General features: G+C 53.2%; 11 protein-coding genes. 1 reads left to right on the top strand and 10 read right to left on the bottom strand.

The window, feature by feature from the left end:
• Positions 1-72: 72 nt before the first annotated feature.
• The gene (gene putA, locus FD744_RS10025; protein ID WP_160868136.1) at positions 73-4017 is read left to right on the top strand and encodes a trifunctional transcriptional regulator/proline dehydrogenase/L-glutamate gamma-semialdehyde dehydrogenase; all 3945 of its coding nucleotides are present in this window, start codon (positions 73-75) and stop codon (positions 4015-4017) included.
• 89 nt (positions 4018-4106) lie between these two features.
• Here the strand turns inward: putA and FD744_RS10020 are convergent, their stop codons facing one another.
• From FD744_RS10020 to FD744_RS09975, 10 genes are all read right to left on the bottom strand, one after another.
• Positions 4107-5189: an acyltransferase family protein gene (locus FD744_RS10020; protein ID WP_160868135.1), complete on the bottom strand. Its 1083-nt coding sequence runs from the start codon at positions 5187-5189 to the stop codon at positions 4107-4109.
• Between the two features lie 409 nt (positions 5190-5598).
• Positions 5599-6687 (bottom strand): acyltransferase family protein, encoded by a 1089-nt coding sequence (locus FD744_RS10015; protein ID WP_160868134.1) that lies wholly within the window; start codon positions 6685-6687, stop codon positions 5599-5601.
• 236 nt (positions 6688-6923) lie between these two features.
• Positions 6924-7676: an L-cystine ABC transporter ATP-binding protein TcyN gene (tcyN, locus tag FD744_RS10010; RefSeq protein ID WP_034824347.1), complete on the bottom strand. Its 753-nt coding sequence runs from the start codon at positions 7674-7676 to the stop codon at positions 6924-6926.
• On the bottom strand, positions 7673-8341 hold the full coding sequence (tcyL, locus tag FD744_RS10005) for a cystine ABC transporter permease (protein ID WP_160868133.1): 669 nt from the start codon (positions 8339-8341) through the stop codon (positions 7673-7675). The genes tcyN and tcyL overlap by 4 nt, the downstream gene beginning before the upstream one ends.
• Entirely contained in the window at positions 8341-9141 is an 801-nt protein-coding gene (gene tcyJ, locus FD744_RS10000; RefSeq protein ID WP_034824352.1) for a cystine ABC transporter substrate-binding protein, read from the bottom strand. Before tcyJ ends, tcyL begins: the two co-directional genes overlap by 1 nt.
• A 143-nt stretch (positions 9142-9284) precedes the next feature.
• On the bottom strand, positions 9285-10271 hold the full coding sequence (locus tag FD744_RS09995; RefSeq protein WP_160868132.1) for a D-cysteine desulfhydrase: 987 nt from the start codon (positions 10269-10271) through the stop codon (positions 9285-9287).
• 131 nt (positions 10272-10402) lie between these two features.
• Positions 10403-10906, bottom strand: a complete 504-nt coding sequence (gene fliZ / locus FD744_RS09990; protein WP_034824353.1) for a flagella biosynthesis regulatory protein FliZ — start codon at positions 10904-10906, stop codon at positions 10403-10405.
• Positions 10907-10955: 49 nt separating this feature from the next.
• The gene (locus FD744_RS09985) at positions 10956-11678 is read right to left on the bottom strand and encodes an RNA polymerase sigma factor FliA (RefSeq protein WP_038646384.1); all 723 of its coding nucleotides are present in this window, start codon (positions 11676-11678) and stop codon (positions 10956-10958) included.
• A gap of 143 nt (positions 11679-11821) precedes the next feature.
• Positions 11822-12790: an HNH endonuclease signature motif containing protein gene (locus tag FD744_RS09980; protein WP_045834049.1), complete on the bottom strand. Its 969-nt coding sequence runs from the start codon at positions 12788-12790 to the stop codon at positions 11822-11824.
• Positions 12791-13016: 226 nt separating this feature from the next.
• Positions 13017-16532, bottom strand: a complete 3516-nt coding sequence (locus FD744_RS09975; RefSeq protein ID WP_160868131.1) for a glycosyltransferase — start codon at positions 16530-16532, stop codon at positions 13017-13019.
• Positions 16533-16696: the final 164 nt, after the last annotated feature.

Here is a 16696-nt window from a genome sequence, read left to right as displayed (position 1 = left end):
GCACAAAGTTGCAACATGAGTGATAGTGCAGCCCACGCTGATGTTGAATCATATTTTGAGGACGAGGAAATCATGGGAACGACCACCATGGGGGTGAAGTTGGATGAAGCCACCCGCGATCGCATTAAATTGGCGGCAGGTAAAATTGACCGCACGCCACACTGGCTGATCAAACAGGCGATTTTTAACTACCTTTCGCAGCTGGAAGCCGGTGAATCTTTGCCGGAAATTCCCCTGCAGCTCGCCGACGCCGCCAGTGAAGAAGGCACGGCAGACGAGTCATTCCAGCCCTTCCTCGACTTCGCTGAACATATTTTGCCACAGTCGGTCACGCGCTCTGCCATCACCGCTGCGTGGCGTCGTCCGGAAACCGATGCGGTACCGATGCTGCTGGAGCAGGCGCGTCTCCCTGCCCCGCTGGCCGAGAAAACGCATCAGCTGGCTTATAGCCTGGCGGATAAGTTGCGTCACCAAAAAGGTGCAACCGGACGCGCCGGAATGGTGCAAAGCCTGTTACAAGAGTTCTCCCTCTCTTCGCAGGAAGGCGTGGCGCTGATGTGTCTGGCGGAAGCGCTGCTGCGTATTCCCGACAAACCAACTCGTGATGCGCTGATTCGCGACAAAATCAGTAATGGCAACTGGCAGTCGCATCTGGGCCGCAGCCCGTCGATGTTCGTTAACGCTGCAACCTGGGGTCTGCTGTTTACCGGCCGTCTGGTATCGACTCACAATGAAGCCAACTTGTCGCGTTCACTTAATCGCATCATTGGTAAGAGTGGAGAACCGCTGATCCGCAAAGGCGTGGATATGGCGATGCGCCTGATGGGCGAGCAGTTCGTCACCGGCGAAACCATTGCGGAAGCACTGGCCAATGCGCGCAAACTGGAAGAGAAAGGCTTCCGCTACTCCTACGATATGCTGGGTGAAGCAGCGCTGACCGCCAGTGATGCCAAAGCTTATCTGGTGTCCTATCAGCAGGCGATCCATGCCATTGGTAAAGCTTCCAATGGCCGTGGCATCTATGAAGGTCCAGGCATCTCGATCAAACTGTCGGCCCTGCATCCTCGCTATAGCCGCGCGCAGTATGAACGCGTGATGGAAGAGCTATATCCGATCCTTAAATCACTGACCTTACTGGCGCGCTCTTACGACATCGGTATCAATATCGATGCGGAAGAAGCAGACCGCCTGGAACTGTCGCTCGATCTGCTGGAAAAACTGTGCTTCGAGCCGGAACTGGACGGCTGGAACGGGATTGGCTTTGTGATTCAGGCATACCAGAAGCGCTGCCCGTTTGTGATCGACTCCCTGATCGATCTCGCCCAACGTAGCCGCCGTCGCCTGATGATCCGTCTGGTAAAAGGCGCGTATTGGGATAGCGAAATCAAACGTGCGCAGATTGAAGGGCTGGAAGGTTATCCGGTTTATACCCGCAAGGTGTACACCGACATCTCTTACCTGGCTTGCGCCCGCAAACTGCTGGCGGTACCGAATCTGATCTACCCGCAATTTGCTACTCATAACGCTCACACGCTGGCAGCGATCTATCAGCTCGCAGGCAATAACTACTATCCGGGTCAGTACGAGTTCCAGTGCCTGCACGGCATGGGCGAACCGCTGTATGAGCAGGTGGTCGGCAAAGTGGCAGACGGCAAACTGAACCGTCCGTGCCGTATCTACGCACCGGTCGGCACCCATGAAACCCTGCTCGCCTATCTGGTACGTCGCTTACTGGAAAACGGGGCCAACACCTCGTTTGTTAACCGCATCGCGGATAACACCCTGCCGCTGGATGAGCTGGTTGCCGATCCGGTTTCTGCGGTGGAGAAGATGGCGCTGACCGAAGGCGCAGTCGGTTTACCGCATCCGAAAATCCCGCTGCCGCGCGATCTGTATGGTGAGAAGCGCGCCAACTCAGCCGGTCTGGATTTGGCTAACGAACATCGTCTGGCATCACTCTCAAGCGCCCTGCTCAATAGCGCCAGCCAGCCATGGATTGCCCAGCCGTTGATCGAAGGTGAGCTGGGTGACGGCGTGAGCCGTCCGGTACTCAACCCTTCTGCGCCAGCCGATGTGGTGGGCAGCGTGCGCGATGCCAGCGAAGCAGAAGTCTCGGAAGCGCTGGATGCCGCAGTGAATGCCGGTCCAATCTGGTTTGCCACCCCGCCACAAGAACGTGCAGCCATTTTGGAGCGCGCCGCCGAAGCGATGGAAGGCCAGATGCAGCAGCTGATTGGCCTGCTGGTGCGTGAAGCAGGTAAGACCTACAACAACGCCATTGCCGAGGTGCGTGAAGCGGTTGATTTCCTCTATTACTACGCCGGTATGGTGCGTGATGATTTCGATAACGAAACCCATCGTCCGCTCGGCCCGGTGGTGTGCATCAGCCCGTGGAACTTCCCGCTGGCGATCTTCACCGGTCAGATTGCTGCAGCACTGGCAGCCGGTAACAGCGTGCTGGCGAAACCCGCTGAGCAGACGCCGCTGATTGCCGCGCAGGCGGTACAAATCATGCTGGATGCGGGCGTGCCGTCAGGCGTGCTGCAACTGCTGCCGGGCCAGGGCGAGACTGTCGGTGCACAGTTAACGGGTGACGAGCGAGTACGCGGTGTGATGTTCACCGGTTCCACCGCCGTCGCGACGCTGCTGCAACGCAATCTGGCGGGTCGTCTCGATCCGCAAGGCCGCCCAACGCCGCTGATTGCTGAAACCGGCGGCATGAACGCCATGATCGTGGATTCTTCGGCGCTGACTGAGCAGGTGGTGGTCGATATCGTTGCCTCCGCCTTTGACAGCGCCGGACAGCGTTGCTCGGCGCTGCGTCTGCTGTGCGTACAAGATGATGTCGCCGATCACACCCTGAGAATGCTGCGTGGCGCGATGGCTGAATGCCGCATGGGCAATCCGGAACGTCTCTCTACGGATATCGGCCCGGTAATCGACGCCGAAGCCAAAGGTAACATCGAGCGCCACATTCAGGCGATGCGCAATAAAGGTTTCACCGTGTATCAGGCGGCGCAGGACAATCCGCAAGACAGCAAAGAGTGGACCAGCGGCACCTTTATCAAGCCCACCCTGATCGAGCTGGGTCAGGTGAGCGATCTGGATAAAGAAGTGTTTGGCCCAGTGCTGCACGTGGTGCGTTATGCGCGTAACAGCCTGCCACAGCTGATCGATCAGATTAACGCCTCTGGTTACGGTCTGACGCTGGGTGTGCACACGCGTATCGATGAAACCATCGCGCAAGTCACTGCAGGCGCGAAGGTCGGTAACCTGTATGTGAACCGCAATATGGTCGGCGCAGTCGTCGGCGTGCAGCCTTTTGGTGGAGAAGGTTTATCCGGCACCGGTCCAAAAGCCGGTGGTCCTTTGTATCTCTATCGCCTGCTGGCAAACCGCCCAGACAGTGCACTGCGTAAGACCTTCGATCGTCAGGATGCCGAGCGTCCAGTCGACAGTTCCGTACGTGCTGAGCTGATGAGCGCGCACCAGGCATTGCAGAGCTGGGCGCAGGATAAACCTGAACTGCTGGCACTCTGTCAGCGTTATGACGAGCTGGCGCAGGCGGGTACGGTGCGACTGCTGCCAGGCCCAACCGGTGAACGTAACACCTTCACGCTTCTGCCGCGCGATCATGTCCTTTGTATTGCGGATAACGAGCAGGACGCACTGACGCAACTGGCAGCAGTGACCAGCGTGGGCAGTCAGGCAATCTGGCAGGATGATGAGTTGCATCGCGCACTGCGCAAATCACTACCTGCCGCCGTGCAAAAACACGTGGTGTTGGTGAAAGATTTGCTGGCCGCCGAATTTGATGCGGTGATCTATCACGGTGACGCCGATCAGTTACGTGTGCTGTGCGAGCAGGTTGCTGCGCGTGACGGCGCGATTGTTTCGGTGCAGGGCTTCGCGCGTGGCGAAACCAATCTGTTGCTGGAACGTCTGCTGATAGAGCGCTCACTGAGTGTAAATACCGCCGCAGCGGGTGGTAACGCCAGTCTGATGACCATTGGTTAAAAAGATAAGGGCCCGCAAGGGCCCTTTTTCATGGCGCGCCGCGACGAGTATATCCACTTGTTGCGGCGCTACTGTTTTGTACTTTGAGCTTAAGCCGCAGACTTGTTGCGCTTCAGGCCAATCAAGGTCGGGAAGACAAACAGCGACTGCCCCAACCCGCGATTGGTGACAGACCACACCGCCACCGACAGCAGCGAGCAAATCCCCACAATCGCCACCGGATAGAAACACGCCCACAACACAGAGAACCAGGCATAGTCAAACAGATGATGGCGCTGAGCGAACAGAATCGCTGACATGCCAAAATACTCAATGAAAATACGATGGATCACGTAGATTTGCAGGGTGTTACGGCCAATCCAGTTAAAGTACGTCATCTTAAAGTGCGCGTTAAGCCAGCGGCAGGCCGCCACGCTCGCCAGCACCGCGATGATGCACAGGAACAGGCTCTTATCCAGACCGAAGATAATGTGAATCCCTGATACCGCCGCCAGCAGCGCCCATGGCACGAGATTTTCACGACGCCATTCGCTCATACGCAGCATCAGCGGGCTCCAGAACGCGCCCAGCAGGAAGAACAGGAAGTACTGCGCCACGCTTTGCGGTCCCCAGTATGGAATGATCTTCTCCACCGCCAGATAGTTAAGCGCAACCGCGACCACCAGCAACGCCACTTTCTGTTTGTGGAAGATCTTCGCACACAGGAAATACAGTGCCAGTCCGTACAGATACCACGAGGTGCTCATCGCCATAAACGTCAGCTTCAGGAACTCAAACAGTGAACCCGCATAGGCGGCATTCAGATTGTGTGAGATACGCTGGCCGGTAATCTCTGTCGAGATACCCACAATCGACCACCACTGAATAAAGCCCCATAAAATATACAGATAGAACAGATTAGTAATACGACTGGTAAATACCTGCTTCCACGGACGATTAAGAATCCCGTTGGTTGCCAGCAAGCCCGAAACAAAGAAAAAGGCTGGCATACGTAGCGGAGATAAAACAGTATTAAACTGCACCCATATTTCTGCCGGTATCCAACCCGCCGTCAATAATTTCACCGTTCCTTCAAATCCGGGTAATACTGTGTGGTACAACACCACCAGCAATATGCAGGCCCCTTTCAGGGTATTGACCCATGCAATATCTTCTTTCCTGGCGTTATTCATATGATTAACTCCCGCTGCTGTGTAGGTCTTTAAGGAGAAGTATGAGGAAATAAACAATGATGCATTTCTGGTTATTCAACGATTATTAAACAAGCTGGCGGGGGATGACTCTAGCGAAAGTCCTAAAAGTTTTTTACTGGTCCTGATATAACAATACTTTACAGTTCCAGACATTAATCAAATGCTAAGCAGGCTAACAATATCTTCCCAAATTAGAGTCACAAAGGGTATGACGAGGGAAATAAGGTTAGCAATTAATACAGGGAAATTAAGAGCAATCCACCACAATCAAACCAAATTAAAATCAAATTTTATTCGGATAATTATGAAATGTGGCAGATGGATAAACGCGGATATTAATATTGTGCTAAGAGAAAATAATTAGGGCCAGCGAACTGGCCCTTTTTGATTATTGCAGCGGTGCCGCTTTTGTCTCCTGCACTGGTTTTCGCAACAGTCGCGGATAGATGAATAACATTCTGCCTGGACCGCGATTCAGCAGTGACCACACCGCCAGTGAGATCGTCACGCAGAGCGCCACGCCCGTCATCGGCATTAGCAGCGCCCATGCCCAACTGAAGGCCGCATGACCAAACCAGCCGTAATGCAGCGCCAGGGCAATCGCGCTCAGTCCCAGCAACTCTATGAAGATGCGGTGCAGTACGTAAATCTGCAGCGTGTTACGGCCAATCCAGTTCAGCCAGGCCATGTTCAGGCGCTCATTGAGGAAACGGCACACGACGATACCAAACACGATGGTCAGCAGGCTGTAGAACGGGTTTTTATAGATGCCCCCCACATGATGCACCACGCCAATCACCGCGATGCCTGCCAGCAACAGCCAGTGTTGGCGCTTAAGCTGGCTAATCTCAATCAAAGACTGGCTGAAGAATACGCCGAGCAGGAAGTAGAGATAGTTTTGCGCCACGCTGGCCGGCCCCCAACCCGGGATCAGGCTAAACTGCGCAGCGTAGGTCGCGACAATCGCCAGTGCCATCAGCGCCATTTTCTGGCGGTGGAACAGCTTGGTGAACAGGAAGAAGCCCGCCAGCGCGTACAGATACCAGAGGCTGGTCATGGAAGTCAGCAGCAGTTTAAGGAACTCAAACGGCGTGTCGGCATAGGCAGCGTTTTTGGTGCTGGACAGCCGCTCACCGAGGTGCGTGGAGATATAGTGAATGCTCAGCCACTGAATCACCCCCCACAGCAAATAGAGATACACGATATTGCTGAACTTCATGGTGAACACCTCTTTCCAGCTCTTTTTGACGATCGAACTGGCCGCCAGCAGGCCTGAGACAAAGAAAAAAGCGGGCATACGCAGCGGTGAAAGATAGGTATTGAAGGTCACCCACCAGTGCGCAGGCACCATGCCGGCCGTGAGGTGATGCAGTGAGGGAGCGAAAGTGGTGATAATCGAGTGGTGCAACACCACCAGCAAGATGCAGGCACCTTTTAACGTGTTGATCCAGAGGACTTCATTTCTGGCATGTGTCATTTTATGATCCTGATTGCGCCATGAATTTGTAAAGAATTATTTATATTTACAAAGATGTCTCAATCGGGGGCGTCTTAAAAATCCTTCTGCACCTTGCCAGCAAAATTTTATAAGCAATAAAATATTATTTTTCAGATGGTTAATTGAAAGTTCTTTGACAATTTTCAGAGGAAACTGAGAGAAGGGATTCAGATGGGAAAAGAGAAAGCGCCGTCAGAACCAGACGACGCTTGAGACTATTGGTTAAGAAACTTGTCAAGAAATTGTCGGGTGCGTGCCTGCTGCGGATGGCTGAACAGCTCTTTTGCTGCGCCCTGCTCCACGATACGGCCCTGATCCATAAAGATCGCCCGATCGGCCACGTCACGCGCAAAACTCATCTCATGCGTGACGATCACCATGGTGCGTTTCTCCTGCGCCAGCGCGCGGATGGTATTCAGCACTTCACCCACCAGCTCAGGATCCAGCGCCGAAGTCGGCTCATCGAACAGAATCACTTCCGGGCGCATCGCCAGTGCGCGTGCAATGGCTACACGCTGCTGCTGCCCGCCAGAGAGGCGACGCGGGAAGCTCTCCTCTTTGCCGTGCAGACCGACCTTCTCCAGCAAGCTGCGGGCTCGCGCCACGGCTTCTGCTTTCGGTTCACCCTTCACGATCACCGGCCCTTCAATGATGTTCTCTAGCACTGAACGATGCGGGAACAGATTGAAGTTCTGGAACACGAAACCCACCTGCTGACGCAAACGGCGAACCTGCTCTTTCTGCTTGTTGAGCCCAATACTGGCATCAATGGTGATATTACCCACCGTGACGCGGCCGCTATCGGGCACTTCCAGCAGATTGATACTGCGCAGCAAGGTGGTTTTCCCCGAACCGCTTGGCCCGATAATCGCCACCACTTCACCCGGTGCCACATCCAGATCGATGCCGTGCAACACGGTCTGGCCGTGGAACTGCTTGACCAGCTGACGTACTTCAATCGCACTCATTTTGCCTCCCGATCCTGTCGATTCACATGCGCTTCCAGGCGATTTTGCAATGCCGACAGCACCGTCGCCATTACCCAGTAAATCAGCGAGGCAGCCAGATACATAGTGAACACTTCCAGCGTACGTGAGGTGATCAATTGCGCCTGACGGAACAGCTCCGGCACCTGAATGGTGGCCGCCAGCGAGGTGTCTTTCACCAGGCTGATAAAGCTATTACCGAGCGGTGGCAAAGCGGTACGTGCCGCTTGAGGTAGAATCACGCGGCGCAAGGTTTGCCATGGCGTCATGCCGATACTGGCCGCCGCTTCCCACTGCCCACGTTCAATCGCCGCAATAGCGCCACGCAGGGATTCAGAGGAGTAAGCGGCGGTATTGAGTGACAAACCGATCATCGCAGATGGGATAGGATCCAGCTCGATACCAAACTGCGGCAAGCCGTAGTAGATCATAAACAGCTGGGCGATCAGCGGCGTGCCACGGAAAATCGACACATAGATACGCGCCAGCCAGTTTACTGGCCAGAAATGTGACAGGCGCATCAGCGCCAGCACAAAGCCAAGTACCAGACCGAAGAACATCCCGCCGATACTCAGCTGCAGCGTGAACAGCGCGCCTTTGAGTAAGAATGGTGCTGAATCCAGCACCAGTTGTAAGCTTTCCTGCATTATTTAGTGACGTCCGCGCCGAACCATTTCTCAGAGAGTTTGCTCAGCGAGCCATCTTTCTGCATATCAGCAATCGCTGCATCAATGGCTTTCAGCAGATCGTCATTGCCTTTACGCAGCGCCACGCCGGATTCGAGACGAGAGAAGGCCGGGCCCGCTACCGCCATGGTGTCGCCGGTTTTCTTCACCAGATCCAGCGCCGCTAAACGGTCCACCAGAATGGCATCAACACGACCTGAACGCAGATCCTGGTATTTGGTTGGGTCATCATCATAGGTACGGATATCGACGCCTTTGACGTTGTCACGCAGCCACTGTTCGTAGTTAGAACCCAGGCCGACACCGACTTTCTTACCAGAGAGATCCTCTGGCTTGGTGATGCTGCCAGCATTTTTCTTCATCGTCAGCGCCTGAACGCCAGAGATGGTGTATGGCGTGGAGAAGTCATACTTCTTCTTACGCTCGGGTGAAATAGTTACCTGATTGATCACCACGTCGATACGTTTAGAATCCAGTGCCGCCAGCATGCCATCCCACTTAGTCGGTTTCAGGTCCGCTTTGACACCAAGGTGTTGCGCCAGCTCTTGCGCGAACTCCACTTCGAAACCAGTCAGCTTGCCGCTCTCATCCTGGAAACTGAACGGCGGATAAGTGCCTTCCAGACCCACGCGCAGCTCACCTTTGCTCTTCACCTGTGCCAGCAGATCTTCTGCGGCGAACGTTTTAACGTTAACGCCCGCGACCAGCGCGACCGCCATCATGCCCATCACCAGTTGGCGACGAATTGGAGAGAAAGCCATGTTTACCCCATTTATTGTGATGTGTTGTGTGCTATGAGGCAGCGAAACCGGGGTTTGCCGCCTTTTCGTTATTGGCGCTGCATCCAGGCTCATTTCAGGCCAGAACAACAGCTGCCGGATTATAAACCTTTTTTATCTTAGCCTTAGAACGAAGGATGATAAGCAAATAACGCAGGCGCGCCGCCAGTATGAATAAACAGCAGCGGCCCTTCACGACGGAAACGATTCTGCGCAATGCCATCTATCAATCCGGCCATCGCTTTACCGGTGTAGACCGGGTCCAGCATGATGCCTTCAAGACGCGCCAGCAGTTTCACCGCTTCCATGCCTTCATCATTAGGTTCACCGTAACGCGGCGCGAAATAGTCATCCCAAAGCGTGATCGGCGCGTGCGTCTGCACTTCCAGCTGTTCAGCCAGCGCGCTGCGGATGCGTTCTACCACCGGCAACTGCGCCTCGACTTTGCGTGAAACCGTCACACCGACCAGCTCGGTATTAGGCAGCAACTGCTCCAGCCCTACCGCTAAACCTGCATGGGTGCCGGCGCTGCCCGATGCAACCACCACAGCGGCGAAATCCACCACGCCTTCGCTTTGGTGCGCGATCTCCTGCGCACACTCCACGTAGCCGAGCGCGCCCAGTGCGTTGGAACCGCCAACCGGCACAACATAAGGACGGAAACCCTGGGCTTCGAGGCGTTCAGCCTGTTCGGCCAGCTGTTCAGTGGGATTGTGCAACGCATCGACCATCACCACCTCGACGTCCATCAGGTCGAGCATCAGGCGATTACCGTTGGTGAGGTAGTTTTCTGAGGTCGTGCCAATTGGATTTTCCAGCAGCGCCACACACTTGAGGCCAAGGCGCGCCGCCACCGCCGCCGTCTGGCGCACATGGTTGGATTGAATCGCGCCCGCCGTCAGCAGGACATCCGCGCCCTCGCGCAGCGCATCGGCCGCCAGGAATTCAAGTTTGCGCAGTTTGTTGCCGCCCATTGCCACAGGCGTGAAGTCATCACGCTTAATAAAGATATCGCGACCGAGATAATCAGAAAGCCGTGGCAGATGCTCAAGCGGCGTAGGTGCACCGAGTAATTCAAGACGTGGGAACTGGTGCAAGAGATGTAAAGACAATGCAGCCTCCATTCGGGCAATGTGCAATTATCCATACAGTGTTGCAGAAGATGAGAAAAGTCGCACCCGGAATTCTGCGAGTGCGGCCCCTGTTGCTGCTATGCTCAGCAACAACAAGGGCAGGATCACAATCAGCCCTGCTGCCAGCCTAAAAACTGGTCATATTTACGCAGTGCGATGCGGTAATTGTTGTTACCCGCATCCGGCAAATCGTTTTCCAGACATTCATGCCAGCTGTTGCCCCGTAATCTGTCGGCCGGGAAATTTTTCGCTTTCAGCATGTCATCAAGACGACGCAGCCGCACCACATACTCGCGAATGGTGCTGTGACTCATCTCGGTCTGCTCAAACAGATACTGTTTGAACGCCATAATATCGAAGTAATTAGGATGGGTATTACAAAAAATATCGCTGCAGAAACGACATAACGCGGTCAGTTCCGGCTGGAGTTTCATCCATACCTGGTCATCAATCATCTGGTCCATCCGCGCGATGGCCTCTTTATTGATGATCTGTCCACGAAACACTAACGCCATACGATCTAAAACTTTGCCACAATGTGAACAGTTGCTTTGGCTGTGTTTATAGTCTTTAAGATAACGACTTAAAGGTCTGGCTTTGGCTTTGGCTCCCATTGCTGAGTCCCCGGTATTTTTATTTTTTCGATGCCAGGTACTGAGTCTGTCAGCGCGCCCCCGCTAACCGGGCACGCAGGCGTTTAATCGCCTGACTGTGCAGTTGACTGACGCGGGATTCCCCCACTTCCAGCACTGCGCCAATCTCTTTCAGGTTCAGTTCTTCCTGGTAGTACAGTGTGAGCACTAATTTTTCACGATCGGGCAATGCCTCGATGGCTTCAATCACGCGATCACGCAGGTTTCCTTCCATTAACTGATGAAGCGGGTTGGCTTCTTCATGCCCCTCCGTCACCAGCTCCGCGCTGTCACCGTGTTCTTCCCGATACTCGTCGTAGGAGAAGAGTTGGCTGTTATTGGTATCGAGCAGAATCTGCCGATACTCTTCCAGCGAAACATTCAACTGTTCAGCCACTTCCTGCTCAGTAGCCGAGCGCCCCAACGCTTGTTCTACCTGATGCATCGCACCGGCCACTTCGCGCGCATTACGTCGCACGCTGCGAGGTGCCCAGTCGCGGCTGCGCAGTTCATCCAGCATTGCGCCCCGGATACGCTGCACGGCATAAGTGGTAAAGGCGGTGCCTTGCAGCGCGTCGTAGCGCTCCACGGCATTTAATAAACCAATGCCACCGGCCTGCAGCAGATCGTCAAGCTCAACGCTGGCTGGCAGACGTACCTGCAAGCGCAACGCTTCGTGTCGCACCAGAGGAACGTAGCGCTGCCAGAGCGAATGTTTATCCATCACGCCTTCGGGCGTATAGAGATCGTTCACGGTGACTACCCTGCGTTAATAAAGTTATCGGCATGATTATCCAATTCTGTAGGGGTTTCGATTGGCAGAATAGGCGGGCAAAAGCGAGGTTATTTCAAATTTGTTATGGATGGCGGTGGAATGCACCGCCATAGGCGAAGCCGCTAGCGTAGATTGCGCAGCCGTTGCCGCGTGCCAGGCGGCACCGCGTCCCACAGTGCACAGGTTTTACCATCAAGTGCCTGATAAAAATCGCTTATCGGCGCTTCAGTTTCCAGCAGCGGATTAAACATCACCTGCCCGGATTCCGCGTCGATACTTATCATTTTATTGATAAACAATCGCTGTAAGTCACTGCGCAGGAACAAGCCGTTATCGACGCTGTTATCGGCAAGAAAACCTTCTTCATTTTCCTGGGTATCGATATAGCAGGCCTCCACCCACGGCCAGCTGTGACGTTCCGTAAGCTGCGTGCCGGTAATGATACAGGCGCCATAGCGCGCTTTAACGGCTGAATTAAACTCTGCCTGGCTGGCACGCTGGAACACTTTCGCCTTTACGCGCCGCCCGACTTCTGTGCCTGGCATCACCGCCGTCGGCACTTTATGCTGCGGCGTGCTCAGCACCACCAGAAACTGAATTTTGCGCGACAGTGGGAAGCAAGGGTGCGCATGGGGATCGAACAGCTGCCAGTACTCCTCCTCTTCCGTCTGTCGCATCAACACCAGTTTGAAGCCCCGACTGGTGAGCAGGTTCTGCGCTTCTGCCGAATTCGGATCCAGCATGGCGTAAACCTGGGTTTCACCCACCACCTTCCAGCGCCCTTCCTTCTTTATTTCATCGTTACGGCGGAAATAAAGGAAAGCTTGTTGGCTTTTGAGATAGTGCTCAAAACGACGCAGATAGTTTTTGCGCTCGTTATCGTCAGAGACGAACAGCAGATCCTCCAACGGACTGTTGATCTCCTCCTGCGCGAACACTGCACGGATCACCAAATTGCGAAAGCTGGTCGACGGGCTCAGCAACCCGCGTGCGGTGAGTTCTTTCTCATCAGGATGCTGCTGCGCATAGCGCAACGCGATCTCTTCGAAGGTCAGAAGCTCACCCGGTAACAAGTCATAATTGAAGCGCATAGACACCCCAGAAACAGAAAAAAAGTCGTGCGAAAAAATTGGAATGATTCTGGGGAAGTTATCGGCAATTCTGTGCGGGACTGTAACAGGATGGTTACTTTTTTGGGGTTATAGGGGGATGGGGGAAATCACCCTGTTGGATGGGGAGGAATTTGATTTAGTATGGGTAAATTGACTACAGCTAACAGGGCCAGCATCAAAGCTGGCCCTGTTTATTCTGCCGTTTTTATTTACCGGTCCAGACGCTTATCCATTGGTGCAAATTGTCACCGGTCAGCATCCAGTCACGACGCAATTCAGCCTGCAAGGCCAAACCGGTGCGTTCACTGTGCGCGCTATCGTCGAGATGCATGCGGATCGCATCTACCCAGTCTTTAAAGCGGTTTTTAACGCGCGTCACTGGCAAGGTGGTGTTGCGATAGCACTCCACATCACTGCAAATCACCGGGATGCCACAGGCTCCGTATTCCAGAAGGCGCAGATTACTTTTGCAACTGTTAAACAAGTTGTCTTCAACCGGTGCCAGCGCCAGATCAAGATTCAGCGACGCCAGTTTTGCCGGATAAAGCGTGATATCTACACCACAGTGCAATTCATCAATGTAAGGTCTCAATTTCATCGGGCACATGCCAAAGAAAACCCATTCCACCTCTCCGGAAAACTCTTTGACGATATCGACGATCATTTCCAGATCACCGGTATGACTCGCGCCTCCCGCCCAACCGATACGCGGTTTTTTCCCCTGATTACGCAGACTATGCAGATTTCCCCACCAGTTGACAGGCAGGCGATTTGGCATCACCACGATGTCGTCATGCATATCACCCAAGGCTTCCGCCAGAGGGTGCGTGGAGACCACAAAGCGGTCGAAATAACCCAATGTTTTTCTGAGTTGACCGGCGATCTCTTGGCGGAAATCCCCGCGTCGATAGTGCTTCATCGGCACGTTTAAGATGTAGTCATCAAGTTCAAATACTTTATACACATCGCTTAAACGACCAGCTCGCTCGATCCACTGCTGGAATGCCGGTGAATAGCGCCGCTGGATCAATAAGGTGTCTGGCTTATATTGACCCAGTTCACTGTGGCTAAGTAACTGGATGCTTGTCTTACCTTCAGCAATACCCTCAGCCTGCATCGCCTCTAATGGCGTGATGACACGGTAATATCCGCAACCCGCAACATCAGCATGGTGTGCCATTATCACCGGCAATCCTGGACGCTCAACCGGGCGCCAGCTTAAGTTGCTGTGTTTATTGACATCGAAATGACGGCTCTTCAATGACAAATTAGCGTTGAACGCAGGATCGTGCGCGACAATCGGCATCCAGCGGGTGAAGATTTTGTCTTCTTCAATTTGTTTCAAACGAGCCGTGTTGTGTACGCTTGTGCCCTGGAAAGGATTCTGCCGGGCGGCCGGTCGCAGAATACGCGCATAAGGTGTCCAGACGGTCATATAGCCCGATTCACGCACGCGCAGGCAAAAATCCACATCAGCATAAAGCGTCATGTTTTTGTCGAAGCCACCCAACTCATCAAACACGGCTTTTCTTACCAGCATAAAATCGCCGGAAACGGCGCTGTAGTTTTGGTCGGTATGCAATCTGCCCAAATAACTGGGTTGATTATCTTCAAGTCCACGAAACGCATCGCTGGCAGCACCATTAACCCCAAGCAGGTAGCCTGCATGACGGACTTTATTGCCTGCCATTAATTGCTTACCACCCACAATCGCAACTTCAGGCCGCAGCGCATGGTTTAGCAAATTGCCGAGCCATTCACCGTCAGTTACCGCCAACTCACAATGTAGTAATGCAAGGTATTCACCCTTAGCATGAGCAGCAGCGAGGTTTGCCATTTCCGCTTGCTGCCATTCACTCTCATATTGAACGACGCGTATGCGTTGCACATCAATAGCACTGATGCCTTTTAACCAGCTTTCACGTTCTGGCGAAGTTTGGTTATCCACAACAATGACTATTTCGTAATGGTGATAACTGGTTTTTTCTAACACTGTCGTGACGCAACTCAGCAACGATGGCAGATGCCAGTTTGCCAGAATCGCCAGGGTGACCTTAGGCTGCACGTCATGCTCGTAGCGCAAGCGATAGTTGTAGTAATTGTCGAGCGCTATTTGGGCATTGGGATAACCACGATGCTGCAAATGTCGCTCAATAATAGCGACATCTTCAGTTGCTGTGCGCCCACGCAGTGGTGCCAGTAATAGCGGTTCACTTAAATGTCCAATGACACCAAATCCCTGCGATTCAATCAATTTAACGATCAAATCCAGTTCCGCAGCAGCGGGATATTCTGCATCCAGTCCATCAGCGGCCAATAACAGCTCACGTCGATATAACCAATGCTGGGACATGGTTTTAGGCGAGCTTAATATCAGGTCAAGGTTGAAGTCTGGGCGGAATGCAGTGCCGTTAGGTTGGCCATCAATGTAGAAAAACTCATCGGCATACAATGCCAGTACTTCACCGGCATTAAACAAACTGGCGGCTAATGCGATGACGCCAGAAGACTGAAATTCAGTGCCGGCTTCTACATACATGAACCAATTATGGTGATGCTCTTGGGTCAGATGATTAATGACGGCAATACGTTCAACGGGCGTGTTTGCCTGGTAATGCGCTCCCTCTGCATTGCCAATCACCAAAGGGTGAATTTGCAATGGCCCCTGACGCTCAGGCAAGGAGGCAAGGGTTTTGGCCAGTTTATCTTCTTGCCCCGCCCAGGCGGTGATCACTATCGCCAGGCTGGTAAACTCGCCATTTTCTTGTTGCTGACTTTGTAGATAATCCTGCTGGAAGGGTAATAATTTACGTGCACCCTGCCAGTGTTGTAATGCGTTCAGATTGAGGTTGCTGTGCTGAATTGCACTCAAATTTTGCCGGGTTAAATTATTCGGTTCTTCTAGCGGGGCAATATTGACCATATTTAACGCCCCTTGATGCTGCGAATACCACTCTTTGCAGCGTACGGAGTCAAATACGGCTTCACGTTTGACAATAATGTGTTCACGTCCCTCATGTTGCTGAGGTTGAGTATAAACATCGGAAACGCGGATTGAGCATAACGCCGTGGGATGGTAAACCAGATGACCTTTGGCCAGCAATTTGCTGTAAATCACCAAGGACTGCACCCCAGGCATTTTTTCACCATTAAGATCGGTTAACGGCTCTTCTTCACTGTGGAGCGCCAGCAGGTCTTCCCGCCGGAACAGTGCTGCAGTCAACTCACCAATAAGGTTGAAGTGTAGCGTGGTTTGATAACGTAAAAAGTCTAGTCCATGAATCAAGGATGGCTCACGCGTAAACGCTGCTGTAGCGATAAGATCGGGCAGCGCGACGCCCAGAGCATTAATACGTTCACGTTTAGCAGCGGCAATGACGCAATCAAAATGCGCTTCCATTGCGGAAACTAATTGGCTAACACAGTTAGGTGCCAGGCGCTCAGCATCCGTCATGAACTTAATATAGGTGCCCTCAGCCGCAGCAATTACCTCTTCATGCAGTGCAGGGTAATCAACTTCATATGTCACGTGTCGAAGGGTAAACCCAGGGCGCTCCAGATAGGCCTGTAAAAGCTCAGTGATATATTTATCACCGCTGCAATCCGCGACTATGATCTCGCAGCATGGATAATCTTGCGCCAGAGCACTGTCTAAAGCTTCGGCAAACCACGTAGGTATTTGGGCATTAATAATAATGGTGACTAATGCATTTTGTGTCATAACAGATCTGCCTCCCAAGGCACCTGTCTGCTTCTCATGGCAACAGGCAAATACGGTTTTGCTCATAATATGAAGTTGCAGCGAAATCAATTGACCAATCAAGCAAGCAAACCTGGGGTATTCATACCCATAAAACAGGAGGTAAAAATCTGCAGATCAACCAT

Origin of the sequence: Pantoea sp. Taur, from assembly GCF_009830025.1 — a bacterium.
Taxonomy (GTDB): Bacteria; Pseudomonadota; Gammaproteobacteria; order Enterobacterales; family Enterobacteriaceae; genus Pantoea; species Pantoea communis.
The sequence above is the reverse complement of the archived record's forward strand: the minus strand, read 5'-3'. Positions and strand labels throughout refer to the sequence as shown.